This window comes from Lentzea albidocapillata subsp. violacea, from assembly GCF_900100275.1.
In the GTDB taxonomy this organism is placed as follows: domain Bacteria; phylum Actinomycetota; class Actinomycetes; order Mycobacteriales; family Pseudonocardiaceae; genus Lentzea; species Lentzea violacea.
The window spans coordinates 23,898-40,717 of record NZ_FNET01000026.1; the positions used below are offsets into that span (position 1 = coordinate 23,898).

A 16,820-nucleotide genomic window follows, 5' to 3' on the forward strand; every position below is an offset into this window, starting at 1 on the left:
CCGCGCGATCATCGGCACATGGAGTACGACCGCTACTGCGACCTGACCATGCGCGGCGGTACGACCAGTGGTGTCGTGTACCCGCTCGCGGTCGCCTCGCTGGCCCGCCACTACGAGTTCAAGCAGATCGGTGGCGCGTCCGCCGGAGCGATCGCCGCGGGGTTCACGGCGGCGGCCGAACGTGGGCGCTCCTCCGGTGGCTTCGAGAAGCTGGCCGGGCTGATCGACTGGTTCACGTCCGGGTCTGGCGCTGAGCGGTGGCGGATGGCGCAGCTGTTCCAGCCGGCGGAGAAGACGCGTGCGCTGTACCGGATCGTCGTTGCGTCCATGCAGAAGCGCGAGACGACCGGGCGTAGTGCGATCTCGTGCCTGTTCTTCGCGTTGCTGGGTGCGGTGGGGTTGCGGGCGAAGTCCGTGCTGGCGCTGATGGCGTTGCTGTGGCTGGGCGGGCCCGTGCTGTTCTCGGCGTGGCTCGCGCCGTCGGCGTATCCGGGGTGGCTCGCGGCGGTCGTCGTCGTGGTGGCGCTGGCGTGCCTGGTGATCGTGCTGTGGCCGTTGCGGTCGAGTTTGCCTTGGCCTGCCTGGGTTTTCGCGGCGGTGCCGCTCGTTTTGGGGCTGGTGTTCTCGCGGCATTACGCGACGGCGGCAATCGTGCTGCTGGTGTGGCTGGTGCTGTCGCTGGCGGCCGTCAGCGCGCTGATCGTCACGTACGGGTACGCGATGCAGCGGTTTCTGGCGAACCACGCGCGGTCCATCCACTTCGGACTCGTGCCGGGTACCGGTGACTTCAGGCCGTCGTGGCTCGACCGGCTGGCCGGGGTGCCGAAGTCGACCGGTGTGCCGCCGCTGGCCGACTGGATCGCGGACCGGCTGGACGACATCGCGGGGACCGGCGAGGCGTTGACGTTCGGCGACCTCGGCGACATCAACCTCGTGCTGATGACGACCGACCTGTCCGAGGGACGGCCGTATCGGTTGCCGTTCAAGGAACAGTGGCAGTACTGCGAGGAGTGTCTCGGCTATGTGCTGCCGCGCCGGGTGGTCGAGCAGTTGAACGGGCGCAGGACGGCCACGAAGTGCCCGCTGCACGAGCACATGCCGTTGCTGGACCTGCCTGCCAAAGACGAGCTGCCGGTCGTGGTCGCCGTGCGGATGTCGCTGTCGTTCCCCGGCCTGATCGCCGCGGTGCCGCTGTGCCGGGACGGGCGCGTGCACTGGTTCTCCGACGGCGGCATCACCAGCAACTTCCCGATCCACTTCTTCGACACGCTGCTGCCGCGCTGGCCCACGTTCGGCCTGAGCCTGCAGCCCTACCCGAACGGCGACACGAACGAGGTGTGGCTGCCGGAACAGGACGCGTCGGCCTCGGGCACGCCGTACTCGTCGATCGGGTCCATGCCGCGGTTCCTGGTGTCCATCCTGAACACGTTCCTGGACTGGCGCGACACCATGCAGTCGGCGCTGCCTGGCTACCGGGGCCGCATCGCTCACGTGCGGCAGTCCGAGGACGAGGGCGGCTCGAACCTGTTCATGCCGCCGGCCACGATCCGGAAGCTCGCGCTGCGCGGCCAGCGGGCCGGTGACCTGCTGCGCGAACGGTTCGAGCAGCAGCAGAACACCGACCGCTACCGCTGGATCCGGCTGCGCATCGCGCTGCGCGAGTACCAGGAACTCGGCGCGCAGGCCGCCGACCGCGACGCGCTGTACGAGGAACTGCTGGAGCGGTTCGAGATCCCCGAGGAGCTGCACGACTGGTTCCGCACTCCCCCGGCCGACGGTGATCCGTTCCGGGCCGGGATCGAGGTCGCACTGGACCACGTCGGACGGCTCAAGGACGACGGGCCGTTCGACGGGGTGCCGCCGGTCGATCCCGATTTGCGGCTGACGCCACCCGAGTAGGCGCGCTAGCCTGGTCCCGTGACGCGATTTAGCCACCCCCGACCCGCGTGGGTGGCGCGCGCCTGAAATTCCCGTTGGTCGGGGGACTCCGCACCCACTCGGCCAGCAGAACGGGAAACCCATGTACCGCACCGAAGAACTCGTGCACGCCCTGAACGTCCGCGATCTCACCGATCCCGCGCAGGGTCCGCACGCCATGCAGCTCCTGATCGCCGACCTCAAAGCCGTGCTGGACCGCCCGCGCGAAGTCCGCCACCACCCGCTCGTCCCGGTGGAGCACAACTACGAGCACCTCGGCTACCCGCGGGACGCGATCACCCGCGACGCCCGGTACACCAGGTACGTCAGCGAGACCTGCATGCTGCGTAGCCACACCACGGCGATGATCCCGCCCGCGCTCAAGGACGCGTCCCCGGACGTGACGCTGCTCTGCCCCGGCCTCGTCTACCGCCGCGACACGGTCGACCGCCTGCACACCGGCACACCGCACCAGCTCGACGTCTGGCGGATCAGCACCGACCTCGAACCACTCGACGACCTGATCCACACGGTCGTCACGACCCTGTTGCCAGGCAAGCGTTATCGCACGATCGACGCCGAGCACCCGTACACCACGCACGGCAAGCAGATCGATGTGGAGCACGACGGCGAGTGGGTCGAGGTCGGCGAGTGCGGACAGGCGGCGCGACACGTCATCAAACACCACCCGCACGGCCTCGCGATGGGCCTCGGGCTCGACCGGATCCTGATGCTGCGCAAGGGAATTCCGGACATCCGCCTGCTGCGCAACCCCGACCGGCGCATCAGCGGCCAGATGCTGGACCTGACCGAGTACCGGCCGATCTCCCGGCACCCGGCCGCGATCAGGGACATCTCGATCATGGCGGGCAACGACGACGACGCCGAGACGCTGGGCGACCGGATTCGCGCGCTGGTGCCCGAGGACGTCGTCGAGGAGATAGAGATCCTCAGCGAGACGCCGTCGGAACAACTGCCGGCGCACGTTCAGGAACGGCTGGAAGCGAAGCCGGGCCAGAAGAACATGCTCATCCGCGTGACGATGAGGGCGCCGGAACGCACCCTCACCGACCGCGAGACGAACGAGATCAGGGACAGGCTGCTTCAGGGCTTGCGGGCGACGGCGCCGTAGATGCCCACGTGGGCGTCGTCGAAGGAGTCCGGGCGCCAGTCGTTGACCGCGACGACGCCCGGCTCCAGCATCTCCATGCCCTCGAAGAACCGCGTCACCTCGGCGTGCGTGCGCATCGTGAGCGTGTTGTCCGAGTTGCTGTAGATCTTGGCGACCTGACGGGCCTCGGCGAGCTCCTCCTCGGACAGCGTGTCCCAGGTGGCGTGGGTGATGGCCAGGTACGAGCCGGACGGCAGGTCGGCCAGGTACTGGGCGATGGCCTCGTACGGGCTGTCGGTGTCCGGGACGAAGTGCAGCGCGGCGATGACCAGCACGCCGACCGGGCGGGAGAAGTCGAGCGTCTCGCGGGCACCGGCGAGGACCGTGGAGGTCGCGCGCAGGTCGGCGAGGATCGCGTTCGCGTTGGGGTTGCCGGCCAGCAGGGCGTTGCTGTGCGAGACGGCGACCGGCTCGAAGTCGACGTAGACGACGCGCGCGTCCGGGTTGTCGTGCTGGGCGATCTCGTGGACGTTGCCGACGGTCGGGATGCCGGAGCCCAGGTCGAGGAACTGGTCGACGCCCTCCGTCATCAGGTGGCGGACGACCCGGCGCAGGAACGAGCGGTTCGCCTGCGCGCTCTGGGCGACGCCGGGGAAGATCTGCTCCACCTGCTTGGCGGCGGCGCGGTCGGCTTCGAAGTTGTGCGAGCCGCCCAGGTAGTAGTCGTACATCCGCGCCACGCTCGGGCGGGTGACGTCGACCGTGGACGGGACCCACTTCAGCTCTTCCATCACGTGCGCATCCTCCGTCGTCGCCACACGGGTGTCCACCACCACACACCCGAACCGACGCTGCTCGCTGACAGCGAACACGGCAGGGGAACACCGGCCCACTCCAGTTGGTTGAGCGGTACAGACTCAACTTTGGAGGGTGACGAGATGGGCGAGACTCTGGCCCTGCCGGTTCTGCCGCTGGACGACGTCGTGGTGCTGCCGGGCATGGTGGTGCCGATCCGCATCTCCGGTGCGGACGCGAGCGCCGAGGCCCGCGCGGCCGTAGACGCGGCGACGACCGCAGCAAATCATCAAGTGCTCCTCGTCCCCCGGCTGGACGGGAAGTACGCGGCCGTAGGCACACTGGCCGAGATCGAACAGGTGGGCCGCCTGCCCGGTGGCGAACGCGCTGCCGTCGTGCGCGGCACCAAGCGCGTGCGCATCGGCACGGGCACCACGGGGCCGGGCGCGGCGCTGTGGGTGAACGCGACGATCGCCGACGACTCCCCGATCACCGACCGCACCCGCGAGCTCGCGAAGCAGTACCGCGCTCTCGTGACGAACATCCTGCAGACGCGCGGCGCGTGGCAGATGGTCGACTCGGTTCAGCAGATCAGCGACCCGTCGGCGTTGGCCGACCTCGCGGGCTACGCCTCCTACCTCGACGACCAGCAGAAGATCTGGCTGCTGGAGACGAGCGACGTCACCACCCGGCTGGAGAAGCTGGTGGAGTGGGGTCAGGCGCACCTGACCGAGCTCGACGTCAACGAGACGATCGCCAAGGACGTCAAGGAAGGCGTCGAGAAGCAGCAGCGGGAGTTCCTGCTGCGCCAGCAGATGGCCGCGATCCGCAAGGAACTGGCCGAGCTCGACGGCAAGCCGGCGACCGAGCAGGAGGACTACCGCGCCCGCGTCGAGGCCGCGGACCTGCCGGAGAAGGTCGCGAAGGCCGCGCTGGCCGAGGTCGACAAGCTGGAGCGCACCTCCGAGCAGTCGCCCGAGGTCGGCTGGATCCGGACGTGGCTCGACACCGTCCTCGAGATGCCGTGGAACGAGCGGACCGAGGACTCCTACGACATCAAGGCGGCGCGCGAGATCCTCGACGCCGACCACGCGGGCCTCGACGACGTGAAGCAGCGCATCACCGAGTACCTGGCCGTGCGCAAGCGTCGTGCCGACCGCGGCATGGGCGTCGTGGGCGGCCGTCGTTCGGGCGCCGTGCTCGCGCTGACGGGCCCTCCCGGCGTCGGCAAGACGTCGCTCGGTGAGTCCGTGGCACGGGCGATGGGCCGCAAGTTCGTGCGTGTCGCCCTGGGCGGCGTGCGCGACGAGGCCGAGATCCGCGGCCACCGCCGCACGTACGTCGGCGCGTTGCCGGGCCGGATCGTCCGCGCGATCAGCGAGGCCGGTTCGATGAACCCGGTCGTGCTGCTCGACGAGATCGACAAGGTCGGCTCCGACTACCGCGGCGACCCGACGGCGGCGTTGCTGGAGGTGCTGGACCCGGCGCAGAACCACACGTTCCGCGACCACTACCTGGAGGTCGAGCTCGACCTCTCGGACGTGGTGTTCCTCGCGACCGCGAACGTCCTGGAGTCGATCCCGGCGCCGTTGCTCGACCGCATGGAACTCGTGCAGCTCGACGGCTACACCGAGGACGAGAAGGTCACCATCGCCGACAGCCACCTGCTGCCGCGCCAGATCGAACGCGCCGGCCTCACGCCTGAGGACGTCACGTTCGAGAAGCCCGCGCTGCACCAGCTCGCGAGCGAGTACACGCGGGAAGCCGGTGTGCGGCAACTGGAACGGGCGCTCGCGCGCATCCTGCGCAAGGCGACCGCGAAGGTGGCACTGGGCGAGGCGGAGTTCCCGATCACGGTCGACCAGCCGTCGCTGAAGTCCTACATCGGCAGCCCGAAGAACACGCCCGAGTCGGCGGAACGCACGTCCGTCCCAGGCGTGGCAACGGGTCTGGCCGTCACGGGTGCCGGTGGCGACGTGCTGTTCATCGAGGCCTCGCTGGCCCCGAAGGACACCGGCGCGTCCGGCGTGACGCTGACCGGCCAGCTGGGCGACGTGATGAAGGAGTCCGCGCAGATCGCGTTGTCCTACCTGCGTTCGCACGACGACAGGGCGGCGGCGCTGGCCGACCGGGGAGTGCACATCCACGTCCCGGCCGGCGCGGTGCCGAAGGACGGTCCGTCCGCGGGCGTCACGATGACGACGGCGCTGGCATCACTGCTCTCGGGCCGCCCGGTGCGTTCCGACGTGGCGATGACCGGCGAGATCTCGTTGACCGGCAGGGTGTTGCCGATCGGTGGCGTGAAGCAGAAGCTGCTGGCCGCTCACCGTGCGGGCATCACGACCGTGCTGCTGCCGCAGCGCAACGAGCCGGACCTGGAGGATGTGCCGGAGTCGGTGCGTGAGCAGCTGACGGTGCACTTCGTCTCGGACGTGGCCCAGGTGCTGGACCACGCACTCTCGAAGGAGACCGTCGCATCCGTTGCGGCGTAACGGAACAGACCCCTCGTGGGAGCAGTAGCGGCGACTGCTGCCCCCACGAGGCTTTTCGTGTTTACAGGCCGACGTCGATGACGAGCCGGTTCGGGCTGGTCAGCGTGAACACCCGGTGCCACGAGTAGGGATTGCTGTAACCGACGGCAACTCCGAGCGTGGCCTCGAAGTCACACGTGAGCGCGACTCCGCGAATGTGGCTCAGGCCAGGCGTCGCGAAGTTCTGCGAGCCGGTGTACGTCAGGTTCCCGTTGTCGTCGTGCGCGGCCGCACCGATCAACGTGACCGACAGGATCTCGTTGATCCCGGGCCCCGCAACGGCGATCGGGTTCCCGCTCGCGCAGTGCGACACGCTCGTGACCTCGCCGACCCGGTGCTCCGTCGGCAGGCCGGACAGGTCCAGCACCACGCGGCTGAACCCGACGTGCTGCCCGGTCCGGATGTTCGACAGCGTGGGCGTGCTCTGCGCCGACGCGACCGGTGCGAGCGTGAAGACCGCCAGTACCGCCACGAGCAATGCGACAAGACGTTTGTTCATCTTCGGCCCCCTCTCAGGGCTCACTTGATGTCTTCAAGACGTGTGACTCAGGCCACAGTTGCGCGTCAGGGCGAATAGACGTCGACGACGACACGGGTCGGGTTGTCCAGGAACGAGATGTCGTACGCCCGTCCCTGCCCCGCGTATCCGATCGAGAAGCCCAGGTGCGCCTCGAAGTCGCACGTGTTCGTGACACTCCGGACGTTCAGCAGCCCAGGCGTGTCGAACGAGCGAGGCCCGGCGTAGTTATGCGCGTTCGCGGGCTGCATGGTGACGTCCAGGAACTCGTCACCGTTGGCCGAGATCGGCTTGCCGGACCCGCAGTGGTACGGCTCGGACGACCGCCCCGCCGTCACCTCGGGCCGCGGCCCGTTGAAGTCGAACACGACCCGGTCGAACCCGTCGTGCCGCCCGGTCCGGATGTTCGTGAGCTCGTTCCCCTCAGCCGCCGACGCGGCCGGCACCACGCTCATCGCCATCCCTACGGCGACGAGCGCGACAACGATTCGCTTCATCTCTCCCCCTCTTCCCCAAAAGACGCCCACGCGCGCTGCACGCGCGAGCCGCCCTCCGGGTTGCCCCACTACCCCAGGAAGTCCTCCAGCGGCACCGGCGTCAGCCCGTCCTGCTTGGCCCGGTTCAGGAAGGCCGTGAAATCCTCGACGAACGTCGTCCGGAAGTGCATGAGCACGATGTCGCCACGGTGGAGCCTGTCCCCCTGCTGGAACTGCACCCGCCCGTCGTTGACCGCCGCAGTCCAGTTGACCAACGCCTTGAACCCACAACCAGCCGCAGCCTGACGAGTAGTCGAGTCGTAGTTCCCGAACGGCGGCCGGAACAACGTGGGCCGCTTCCCGTAGTCCTCGGCGAGGAAGTCGGCGTTGCCGCAGATCTCGTTCTTCTGGAACTCGAACCCCTTCCCGAGCAGGTTCGGGTGGTTCGACGTGTGACTGTGCACCGTCGCGGGCAACTGCTTGAAGTAGTCCTTGTGCCCCTCGGCGTACTTCGTGTTCAGGAAGACCGACGGCCACACCCCGGCCTCGATCATCAACTCACGAGCCTTCGGATGCCGCACAGCCCCGTCGTCGATCGTGATGAACACGTACGGCTTGTCAGTCTGAATCCGCGTGACCACGGGCACCATCCCGTCGACAACAGCAGGCGCCTGAGCCTGCACAGTCCCGTAGGGATAGGGCGGCTCGAACATCCGCGTAGGCCGCTCCGACGAACTCCTCGTCACCGGCGGCAAAGACGTAGCCAACACCGGCCCACCGGACCGGGACTCAGGCGCGTCCCCACACGCCACAACCCCGGCAACCAGCAAAAAGGCAGCAAAAAGCCGCAACTTGGACATCAAAATCCCCCTCCACGCGAAAGACGTCGCGCAGGCCCCCATGGTTGCACGGGACTAGGGTCGAAGTGATCACAAAAGGAGGACCCCCATGAGCCTCGAGCGCCCAGTCGCTCCCGACCCCTACGAGCTGCTACCGCAGGTCGGCACCTTCACCGTCACCTCGACGGACGTGCGCGACGGCGAGCAACTCCCCGAAGCCCAGGTCTTCGAGGGCGGCAACACCTCCCCGCAACTGACCTGGTCGGGCTTCCCAGAGGACACCCGCAGCTTCGTAGTAACCTGCTACGACCCGGACGCCCCCACCCCGTCGGGCTTCTGGCACTGGGTGGCCGTGAACATCCCGGCAACCACCACCAACCTGGACACAGGCGCAGGCGCCGAAGACGCCACCCTCCCAGGCGACGCCTTCCACGTCCGCTCCGACTACAGCACCCGAGCCTTCGGCGGCGCCGCCCCACCCAAAGGCGACCACCCACACCGCTACTACTTCGTAGTGCACGCCGTAGACGTAGAAAAACTGGACGTGGACGAAAACGCCTCCCCAGCAGTAGTGAGCTTCAACCTGGCCTTCCACACCCTGGCAAGGGCCATCATCACCCCCACCTACCAGCACTGACGCACGCACGCCACACCACAAGCGCCTGATCGAACGCGACGCCGCAGGCGAGCCGTCCTTACCAAGCGGGCCAGGCGGTGGGGTCCCATCACGAGTCGCGCCATAGCTCTTGCTGCATGCAAGGAGGGGTGTCAAGCGGACACGCTTTTCGTCCGCTTGACACCCCTCCTTGCATGTGGCCCGCTCTTGGTGCGGCTCGTGATGGGACCCCACCGCCAACGCACTCTCTAAGCAACCGGCGGCCGCCCATCGCAACAGGCGTGCCATCTGCCCGCTCGTGGCGTGGACCCCCTGATCAGATTGCCGGGGTCTGGGGCAGAGCCCCAGGGGAAGCACGCAACGCAAGGTCGCCGCCCGCAAGGTGACCACCCGCACGGCCGCGGCACGCAAAGGTGACCACCCGCCCGTCCGCCGCCACCCGTCCGCCCGCCGGCCGCCACCCGTCCGCCCGCCACCCACCCAACCCCCACCCACAAGAGTCGCGGCGTAAGCCCCCCGTAACCCCAACCAGGGAACACCCCCACCCCCAAAATGGTTGGATCCACACGTGAGGCACTTCGACCTGGTCATCATCGGCACCGGCTCCGGCAACAGCATCCCGACGGAAGCCATGGCAGGCTGGCAGATCGCCATCCTGGAAAAGGGCACCTTCGGCGGCACCTGCCTCAACGTGGGCTGCATCCCCACCAAAATGTTCGTCCACACAGCAGACCAGGCAGCAACCCCGGCCAACGCGAAGAAACTGGGCGTGGACGCCACCCTGGACACAGTCCACTGGCCAGAGATCCGCGACCGAATCTTCAACAGGATCGACCCGATCGCCGAAGGCGGCCGCAACTGGCGAGCCAACGAGAACGCGAACGTGACGGTCTACGAGGGCACCGCGCACTTCGTCGACGCGCACACGATCGACACCGGCACCGGCGAGACGATCACCGCCGACCGGATCGTCGTGGCCGCGGGCAGCCGCCCGACCATCCCGGACATCGCGGATCTGGACTCCACGGGGTTCCACACGAGCGACACGGTCATGCGTCTCGACGAACTCCCCGAGAGCCTGATCATCGTCGGCAGCGGCTTCATCGCCTCGGAGTTCGCGCACGTCTTCAGCAGCTTCGGCGTCAAGGTCACGATGATCGCCCGGTCGAACCTCCTCCTGCGGCACGAGGACCTGGAGGTGGCCCAGCGTTTCACCGAGATCGCCAAGGGCAAGTGGAACGTCCTGCTGAACCGCAAGACCACGCGCGCCGAGAAGACCGCGACCGGTGTGAAGCTCCATCTCGAAGGTCCCAACGGCGAGGAAACCGTTGAGGCGCAACAGCTTCTCGTCGCGGTCGGCAGGCAGCCGAACAGCGACCTGCTCCAGGTCCAGAACGCGGGCATCGACCAGCACGGAGACGGTCGCGTCAAGGTCGACGAGTACCAGCGCACGAACCAGCCGCACATCTACGCCCTGGGCGACATCAGCTCGGACTACCAGCTCAAGCACGTCGCGAACCACGAGGCCAAGGTCGTCCAGCACAACCTGCTGAACCCCGGCGACCAGATCAGGAGCGACCACCGCTTCGTGCCGGCCGCCGTCTTCTCCAGCCCGCAGATCGCGAGCGTCGGTCTCACCGAGGAAGAGGCCAAGGAGAAGGGCATCCGCTACGTCACCGCTAGCCAGGCCTACGCCTCCATCGCGTACGGCTGGGCCATGGAGGACACGACCGGCTTCGCGAAGCTGATCGCGGACCCGGCCACCGGCCAGCTGCTGGGCGCGCACATCATCGGGCCGCAGGCCTCGACGGTGATCCAGCCGCTGATCCAGGCGATGAGCTTCGGCCTGGACGCGAAGTCCATGGCACGCGGCCAGTACTGGATCCACCCGGCGATGCCCGAACTGGTCGAGAACGCGCTCCTGAACCTGCCGCTGGACTGAAAGACAGGGACTTCCGCCGCTGCCGAAAACCGGCGGCACCAAGGACGATGCAGCGATGACAGACAGAGTCCTCGTCGCCCACACGTCGAGAATCGCCGCCACGGACGAGATCGCCGAGATCATCGGCACCGAACTCGCAGGCTGCGGGCTGAGAGTCACCGTGCTCCCGGTCGCCGCGGCCGAGTCGCTGTACGGGTTCGGTGCCGTGATCCTGGGTGACGCGGCGGCCCGTGACGCGCATCGGTTCGTGAAGCGGCACAGGGTTTCCCTCAAGCACACGCCCATCTGGCTGTTCCACCGCGGCACGCCTCCCGTGCCGAACGACGTCACGCGCATGGTCCGCAGGCTGGGCGCCACCGGGCCGATCAGCTTCGGCGGCGCGGCACCGGACTGGGACCGCGCCAAGGCCTGGGCCCGCTACCTCGCCGACCAGCTCGCGGTGCTGCACCGCGGTTTCGTGTCCAACTAGCTACGCCTGCTGGATCCGGACGGTGTTGCCGGCGGGATCGCGGAACACGCAGTCCCGCGCACCCCAAGGCTGATCGGCCGGCTCCTGGACGACGTCCGCCCCACCGGCCTGAAGCTTCTCGAACGCGCCGTCGAGATCCGGCGTGGCCAGGTTGATGAACGCGTACGAGCCGTTCTCGATCATCTCGGCGATCGCGGCGCGATGTCCGTCCGTGAGCCCTTCGGCCATGGCGGGTGGTTCCAGGACGACGGCAGAGCCGCCACCGGACGGCGCGACGGTGATCCAGCGCATCGTGCCCTGGCCGACGTCGGCACGGACCTCCCAGCCGAGCAGGTCGCGGTAGAACGCGAGTGAGGCGTCGGGGTCGGTGTGCGGGAGGAACGTGGCATGAATGGTGATGTCCATGCCCGCAACGCTAGGACCAGCGCGAACGCAAGGCTTCTTGATTCCTGACCGGCTAGACGTAGCGGGGACGCCCGGCGATCATGCCGAGCACGGTCAGCGCGACCAGCAGCACCAGCTGCAGCGTCAACGACGTGGTCCACGTCCCGGTGGCCTCGCGCAGCACGCCGAACGCGAACGGCCCGGAAGCCGCGATCAGGTAGCCGATGCTCTGCGCCATCGCCGACAGCCGGGCGGTGTCCGAAGTGGACTTGGTGCGCAGCGACATCACCAGCAACGCCAGCGGGAACATGCCCATGCCGAACCCGATCAGCACCATCCAGAGGCCTGGCGCGGCGGCGGGCGCCACCAGCATGCCCAGGATCCCGGCGAACGACAGCACGCCCAGCGCCAGGACCATCGGCGCCTGGCTGGAGAACCGGGCGGCGATCGGCGGCACGAACAGGCTCACCGGAACGCTCAGCAACATCGAGACGGCGAGCAGCATGCCGGCGGTGTTCCGGTCGACGCCGGAGTCGACGAGCATCGCGGGCAGCCAGCCCATGACGGTGTAGGCGAACAACGACTGCAGCCCGAAGAACACCGTGATCACCCAGGCCAGCGGGCTGCGCAGCAGTGACCGCTTCTCCACCGGCGCGACCGACCGCACCACAGTCGACGCGGCCCCGTGCCGCGCCCCGGCGAACCACACGACCACCGCACCGGCCGACAACAGCGCCCACGCGCCGACGGCCAGACGCCACGAGCCGAGCCACTCCTCCATCCGAGGAGTCAGCGCGGCGGCCAACGCCGCACCCGCGGAGAGCGTTCCCGTGTACACACCGGTAAGCAGGCCGACCTTGTTCGGGAAGGACGCCTTCACCACCACGGGGATCAGCACATTGGACACCGCGATGCCCCCGCACGCGATGAAGGTGCCGCCCAGCACGACCCACGGACCGTCGATCACGCGCAGCACCAGGCCAAGCGTGAGCACCCCTAGTGACAGTCCGATCGCACGAGCCATGCCGAGGCGGCGACCCAGCCAGGGGGCCGCGAACGCCGCGAAGCCGAAGCAAAGCGCCGGAACGGCCGTCAACGCACTGGTCCATGCGGCCGAAACCCCAAGGGCGGCGCGGACATCACCGAGGACCGAGGCCAGACTGGTCACCGCAGGGCGGAGATTCGCGGCAGCGAGGGCGACCCCGATCGCGAGCAGCGTGGACCCGACCAGCGGAACGTGACGATTCTTGACGACCATCACCCTGCGACCGCGATCGGTGGCAGTCTGTGCGGCAAGAGTCGTCTGCTTCATCGTCACGCGCACCACTATCGCAGACGTAGGATGTTCGGATGAAAGGATGACGCTGTGCCGTTGGCCACTACCCGGCGGGCGGGTCTCGTCGACCAGGTGATCGAGCAGATGCGCGGCGCGATCACGACTGGCGAATGGCCCGTCGGGCAGCGCATCCCGCCCGAACCCGAGCTGGTCACCGCGCTCGGGGTGGGGCGGAACACGGTCAGAGAGGCCGTGCGCGCGCTCTCCCACGCCGGACTGCTGGAGGTGCGACAGGGCGACGGCACGTTCGTCCGCGCGACCAGCGAGATCTCCGGCGCGGTCCGCCGCATGTGCGGGACCGAGCTGAAGGAAGTGCTCCAGGTCCGCCGCACCCTCGAGATGGAGGGCGCGCGCCTGGCCGCGAAGTACCGCACGGACGCCGAACTGGCGCGCCTCACCGAGTTGCTGCACAAGCGCGACGCGGCGATGGAGGGTGAGCAGTGGGCCGAGGTGATCGAGCACGACACCGCGTTCCACGTGCTCTTGGTGCAGTGCTCGCACAACACGCTTCTAGCCGAGCTCTACCAGGGCTTGACCGAGGCGGTCAAAGCTTCGGTGGCGGCCTCTGTCGACACCAGCCAGCCCGGCCAGGACCAGGTGTCGCACACCGGGCTGCTGCACGCGGTCCGGGACGGTGACCAGGAGAAGGCGGCGATCGAGGCGGGCGGTTTCTTCGAGGAGCTGATCGAGAAGTTCTGCTGAACCGCGGACAGCAGGTGTCCGCATGAGCTCATAGCGTGGGGGCCATGGAGATCACGCCGTTCCGCATCGAGATCCCGCAGGCAGAGATCGACGACCTCCGCTCACGTCTGGCCGGCACGCGCTGGCCGGAGGAGGACCTGCCGGGCGTCGGCTGGTCCTACGGCATCCCGCTGAGCTACCTGCGCCCGCTCGCCGAGTACTGGCGCGACGGGTTCGACTGGCGCGCGCAGGAAGAGCGGATCAACTCCTACCCCCAGTTCACGACCGAGATCAGCGGGCAGCGCATCCACTTCCTGCACGTCCGCTCGAAGAACCCGGACGCGACACCGTTGCTGCTCATCCACGGCTGGCCGGGCTCGTTCGTCGAGTTCCTGAACGTGATCGAGCCGCTGTCCGAGGACTTCCACCTCGTGATCCCGTCGATCCCCGGCTTCGGCTTCTCCGGTCCCGTGCGCAAACCCGGCTGGAACGTCCTGCGCGTCTCGTGGGCGTTCGCGAAGCTGATGGAAGGTCTGGGGTACGACCGCTACGGCACGCAGGGCGGCGACTGGGGTTCGGGCATCGCGCAGGAGATCGGCCGGGTGTTCCCCGAGCAGGTCATCGGCGTGCACGTGAACATGCTGCAGACCTTCCGGCCGCAGGGCGTCAACGACCTGTCGGACGAGGAACTGCGCGCGCTGGAATCGCTCGACCACTACCAGAAGGAACTCTCCGGCTACATGCACCTGCAACGCAGCCGGCCGCGCACGCTGTCGTACGCGCTGACGGACTCCGCCGTCGGGCAGCTCGCGTGGATCGCGGAGAAGTTCCACGACTGGACGGACAACGAGGGCGTGCCCGAGGACGCGGTGGACCGCGACCAGATGCTGACCAACGTGTCCATCTACTGGTTCACCGGCACGGCGGGCTCCTCGGCGGCGCTCTACAAGGAGCAGTCGGCATCGTGGGGCCAGCAACAGCCCTCGACGGTGCCGACGGGCGTCGCGATCTTCCCGCACGACCTGAGCCTGCCGGTGCGGTCGCTGGCGGAGAAGATGATCCCGTCGATCGTGCACTGGACCGAGTTCGACCGCGGCGGCCACTTCGCCGCGATGGAGGAGCCGGACCTGCTGGTCCAAGACATCAGGAAGTTCTTCGAATCACTGTGAGCACAACACTTTCGAACCGCACCCTCAACCGGACCCTCCTGGCGCGGCAGCTGCTCCTGGAGCGGACGTCCATGCCGATCGTCGAGGCCGTCGAGCACCTCGGCGGCCTTCAGGCCCAGGCACCGATCCCGCCGTACCTCGCACTGTGGACGCGACTAAAGCCGTACAGGGTCGACGCGCTGAGCAAGCTCATCATCGACCGCTCGCTGGTGCGGATGACGTTGTGGCGCGGCACTTTGCACCTGATCTCGGCCGACGACGTGTACCTGATGCGCACCGCGTTGCAGCCGGAGCTCAACAAGTGGGCGAAGATCGTGATGCCGCCCGCCACCCGCGTCGAGATCGACCTCGACAAGCTGGCACGCATCACGCGCGAGTACATCGACGCCGAACCGCGCACGGTCGCGGAGATCGGCGCGCACCTGGAGGAGCACTTCCCCGAGGCCAAGGCCCGCGAGATGTCGACGCAGGCGCAGATGCTGGTGCCGATGATCCAGGTGCCGCCACGCGGGATCTGGGGCGTGGGCGGCGTTCCGCAGAACGTCGCCATGGCCTCGTGGCTGGGACGCGAGCTTCCCGAGCAGGCCGCCGTGCCCGAGCTGATCAAGCGGTACCTGCGGGCGTTCGGACCGGCGACGCTCGCGGACATGCAGGCCTGGTCTCGGTTGATCGGGCTCAAGGCGCACGCGGCGGAGCTCGAACTCGTGGAGTACAAGAACGAGGACGGCAAGGTGCTGCTCGACGTGCCGGACGGCGTGATCGTGTCCGAGGACGTGCCGGCACCCGCACGGCTGTTGCCCGCGTTCGACAACGTGTTGCTGGGGCACGCGGACCGCAAGCGGATCATGAGCGAGGACGCGCGGTCGCGGTGGGGCGCGGTGCGCAACGGCGTGTTCCCGCCGACGTTCCTCGTGGACGGGTTCCTGCGCGGAACCTGGAACGTGGTGGAGAACAAGGACGCGGCGACGCTGACGATCGAGCCGTACTTCAGGACCACCAAGAAGGACATGGCAGGCGTGATCCGCGAGGCCAAGGCGGTGCTGAAGATCATGGCGCCCAAGAAGCCGCACGTGGTCGTCGCTCCTTAGATCGCCATCTGCTTGATGATGTCGAGTGCCGCGGTGATGGCGGGCCTGCGCGAGGCCTGCGTCCGCCACACCGCGTACAACCTCCGCGTCGGCGTCGGCCGCAACGGCACGGCGCGCACGTTGCCCGGCACCTCTCCCCTGCCCAGCCGCGGGATCAGCGCCACCCCGATCCCCTTGGCCAGCAACGCCATCTGCGTCCGGTACTCGCTGATCCGGTACGCCACCACCGGTTCGATGCCCGCGCCGTGGAACGTCCGTTCCAGCCAGTCGAAGCAGATCGACCCCTCCGTCTGGCAGATCCACCGCTCGCCCGCGAGGTCGACGGGTTCGAGGAACTCCTTGCGCGACAACGGGTTCGTGATCGGGATCAGCACCTCCGCGACGTCGTTGACGATGAACGCGCGCGACAGCGACGCCGGCACGGGCAGGGGCGTGTTGGCCCAGTCGTGCACGATCGCCATGTCGAGTTCACCGCGTGCGACGGCCTCGGTGGCATAGGGCGGGTCGATCTCTGTGAGCCGCACGTCGAGGGCCGGGTGCTGCTCGGTCAGTCTGACGAGGACGTCCGGGAGCAGTCCGCGCGCGGCCGTGGCGAACGAGCCGATGCAGAGGCGGCCGATCGCGGCGCCTCGCTGTTCCTCCAGCGCCACCTCGGCCTCCTCTACGAGCTTGAGGACCTGGCTCGCGGTGTCGGCGAGCAGGCGAGCGGCGTCGGTGAGGCGAACACCGCGGCCACTGCGTTCCAGCAGCGTGGTGCGGGTCTCGCGTTCGAGTTTGGCGATCTGCTGCGACACCGCGGACGGCGTGTAGCCGAGCACCTCGGCCGCCGCGCCGACCGTGCCGTGCACGGCGATGGCGTGCAGGGCCTTCAGCCTTCCCAGATCCAGCATGTAGTGATGCTAAACCCATGACCTTAGAAATCGGAACTAGTGCTAAATAGTTGTCGAGC

Annotated in this window: 16 protein-coding genes; 9 read left to right on the forward strand and 7 right to left on the reverse strand. The window is 68.2% G+C overall.

All coding sequences use genetic code 11. The features are described 5' to 3' along the window. Positions 1–18: 18 nt before the first annotated feature. Positions 19–1,899 carry a patatin-like phospholipase domain-containing protein gene (locus BLR21_RS36095; protein ID WP_090013674.1) on the forward strand — a complete coding sequence of 627 codons (1,881 nt, stop codon included), beginning with the start codon at positions 19–21 and terminating at the stop codon, positions 1,897–1,899. 121 nt (positions 1,900–2,020) lie between these two features. Then, positions 2,021–3,049: a PheS-related mystery ligase SrmL gene (gene srmL, locus BLR21_RS36100; protein WP_090013677.1), complete on the forward strand. Its 1,029-nt coding sequence runs from the start codon at positions 2,021–2,023 to the stop codon at positions 3,047–3,049. Here srmL and BLR21_RS36105 read toward each other — a convergent pair. Next, positions 3,022–3,858, reverse strand: coding sequence for an SAM-dependent methyltransferase (locus BLR21_RS36105; RefSeq protein WP_256335161.1), 837 nt, complete (start codon positions 3,856–3,858; stop codon positions 3,022–3,024). The two genes, srmL and BLR21_RS36105, sit on opposite strands and share 28 nt — an antisense overlap. Before the next feature lie 108 nt (positions 3,859–3,966). On the opposite strand from BLR21_RS36105, the gene lon reads away from it, so the two are divergent. After that, the gene (gene lon / locus BLR21_RS36110; RefSeq protein ID WP_090013679.1) at positions 3,967–6,315 is read left to right on the forward strand and encodes an endopeptidase La; all 2,349 of its coding nucleotides are present in this window, start codon (positions 3,967–3,969) and stop codon (positions 6,313–6,315) included. Between the two features lie 61 nt (positions 6,316–6,376). Here lon and BLR21_RS36115 read toward each other — a convergent pair whose 3' ends face one another. The 3 genes from BLR21_RS36115 to BLR21_RS36125 form a co-directional block, all read right to left on the reverse strand. Next, positions 6,377–6,853, reverse strand: a complete 477-nt coding sequence (locus BLR21_RS36115; RefSeq protein ID WP_143028029.1) for an AMIN-like domain-containing (lipo)protein — start codon at positions 6,851–6,853, stop codon at positions 6,377–6,379. 65 nt (positions 6,854–6,918) lie between these two features. After that, positions 6,919–7,368, reverse strand: a complete 450-nt coding sequence (locus BLR21_RS36120; RefSeq protein ID WP_143028030.1) for an AMIN-like domain-containing (lipo)protein — start codon at positions 7,366–7,368, stop codon at positions 6,919–6,921. A 68-nt stretch (positions 7,369–7,436) separates the two neighbouring features. Next, the gene (locus tag BLR21_RS36125; protein ID WP_338061086.1) at positions 7,437–7,988 is read right to left on the reverse strand and encodes a polysaccharide deacetylase family protein; all 552 of its coding nucleotides are present in this window, start codon (positions 7,986–7,988) and stop codon (positions 7,437–7,439) included. 307 nt (positions 7,989–8,295) lie between these two features. Here BLR21_RS36125 and BLR21_RS36130 point away from each other — a divergent pair, with 307 nt between their 5' ends. From BLR21_RS36130 to BLR21_RS36140, 3 genes are all read left to right on the forward strand, one after another. Further along, positions 8,296–8,823, forward strand: coding sequence for a YbhB/YbcL family Raf kinase inhibitor-like protein (locus tag BLR21_RS36130; protein ID WP_090013688.1), 528 nt, complete (start codon positions 8,296–8,298; stop codon positions 8,821–8,823). A gap of 547 nt (positions 8,824–9,370) precedes the next feature. Then, positions 9,371–10,744, forward strand: a complete 1,374-nt coding sequence (locus BLR21_RS36135; RefSeq protein ID WP_090013690.1) for a mycothione reductase — start codon at positions 9,371–9,373, stop codon at positions 10,742–10,744. 55 nt (positions 10,745–10,799) lie between these two features. Further along, positions 10,800–11,213: an NADPH-dependent FMN reductase family protein gene (locus BLR21_RS36140; protein ID WP_090013693.1), complete on the forward strand. Its 414-nt coding sequence runs from the start codon at positions 10,800–10,802 to the stop codon at positions 11,211–11,213. Here BLR21_RS36140 and BLR21_RS36145 read toward each other — a convergent pair whose 3' ends face one another. Both BLR21_RS36145 and BLR21_RS36150 read right to left on the reverse strand, forming a co-directional pair. Next, entirely contained in the window at positions 11,214–11,618 is a 405-nt protein-coding gene (locus BLR21_RS36145; RefSeq protein WP_090013695.1) for a VOC family protein, read from the reverse strand. Positions 11,619–11,670: 52 nt separating this feature from the next. Beyond that, positions 11,671–12,909, reverse strand: coding sequence for an MFS transporter (locus tag BLR21_RS36150; RefSeq protein ID WP_090013849.1), 1,239 nt, complete (start codon positions 12,907–12,909; stop codon positions 11,671–11,673). A gap of 54 nt (positions 12,910–12,963) precedes the next feature. Here BLR21_RS36150 and BLR21_RS36155 point away from each other — a divergent pair, with 54 nt between their 5' ends. Genes BLR21_RS36155 through BLR21_RS36165 form a run of 3 tightly spaced genes read left to right on the forward strand, consistent with a single transcriptional unit; the run spans position 12,964 to position 15,871 of the window. Further along, positions 12,964–13,635 (forward strand): FadR/GntR family transcriptional regulator, encoded by a 672-nt coding sequence (locus BLR21_RS36155; protein ID WP_030479609.1) that lies wholly within the window; start codon positions 12,964–12,966, stop codon positions 13,633–13,635. 44 nt (positions 13,636–13,679) lie between these two features. Then, on the forward strand, positions 13,680–14,783 hold the full coding sequence (locus BLR21_RS36160) for an epoxide hydrolase family protein (protein WP_211257825.1): 1,104 nt from the start codon (positions 13,680–13,682) through the stop codon (positions 14,781–14,783). Continuing rightward, positions 14,780–15,871 carry a winged helix DNA-binding domain-containing protein gene (locus BLR21_RS36165; RefSeq protein WP_090013700.1) on the forward strand — a complete coding sequence of 364 codons (1,092 nt, stop codon included), beginning with the start codon at positions 14,780–14,782 and terminating at the stop codon, positions 15,869–15,871. Before BLR21_RS36160 ends, BLR21_RS36165 begins: the two co-directional genes overlap by 4 nt. Here BLR21_RS36165 and BLR21_RS36170 read toward each other — a convergent pair. After that, positions 15,868–16,761: a LysR family transcriptional regulator gene (locus tag BLR21_RS36170; protein ID WP_090013702.1), complete on the reverse strand. Its 894-nt coding sequence runs from the start codon at positions 16,759–16,761 to the stop codon at positions 15,868–15,870. The two genes, BLR21_RS36165 and BLR21_RS36170, sit on opposite strands and share 4 nt — an antisense overlap. Positions 16,762–16,820 lie beyond the last annotated feature (59 nt).

Coding starts and splice junctions, on each gene's coding strand:
- BLR21_RS36095 (WP_090013674.1), top strand. CDS start 19: ATGGAGTACGACCGCTACTGCGACCTGACCATGCGCGGCGGTACGACC.
- srmL (WP_090013677.1), top strand. CDS start 2,021: ATGTACCGCACCGAAGAACTCGTGCACGCCCTGAACGTCCGCGATCTC.
- lon (WP_090013679.1), top strand. CDS start 3,967: ATGGGCGAGACTCTGGCCCTGCCGGTTCTGCCGCTGGACGACGTCGTG.
- BLR21_RS36115 (WP_143028029.1), bottom strand. CDS start 6,853: ATGAACAAACGTCTTGTCGCATTGCTCGTGGCGGTACTGGCGGTCTTC.
- BLR21_RS36120 (WP_143028030.1), bottom strand. CDS start 7,368: ATGAAGCGAATCGTTGTCGCGCTCGTCGCCGTAGGGATGGCGATGAGC.
- BLR21_RS36130 (WP_090013688.1), top strand. CDS start 8,296: ATGAGCCTCGAGCGCCCAGTCGCTCCCGACCCCTACGAGCTGCTACCG.
- BLR21_RS36140 (WP_090013693.1), top strand. CDS start 10,800: ATGACAGACAGAGTCCTCGTCGCCCACACGTCGAGAATCGCCGCCACG.
- BLR21_RS36145 (WP_090013695.1), bottom strand. CDS start 11,618: ATGGACATCACCATTCATGCCACGTTCCTCCCGCACACCGACCCCGAC.
- BLR21_RS36150 (WP_090013849.1), bottom strand. CDS start 12,909: ATGAAGCAGACGACTCTTGCCGCACAGACTGCCACCGATCGCGGTCGC.
- BLR21_RS36160 (WP_211257825.1), top strand. CDS start 13,680: ATGGAGATCACGCCGTTCCGCATCGAGATCCCGCAGGCAGAGATCGAC.
- BLR21_RS36170 (WP_090013702.1), bottom strand. CDS start 16,761: ATGCTGGATCTGGGAAGGCTGAAGGCCCTGCACGCCATCGCCGTGCAC.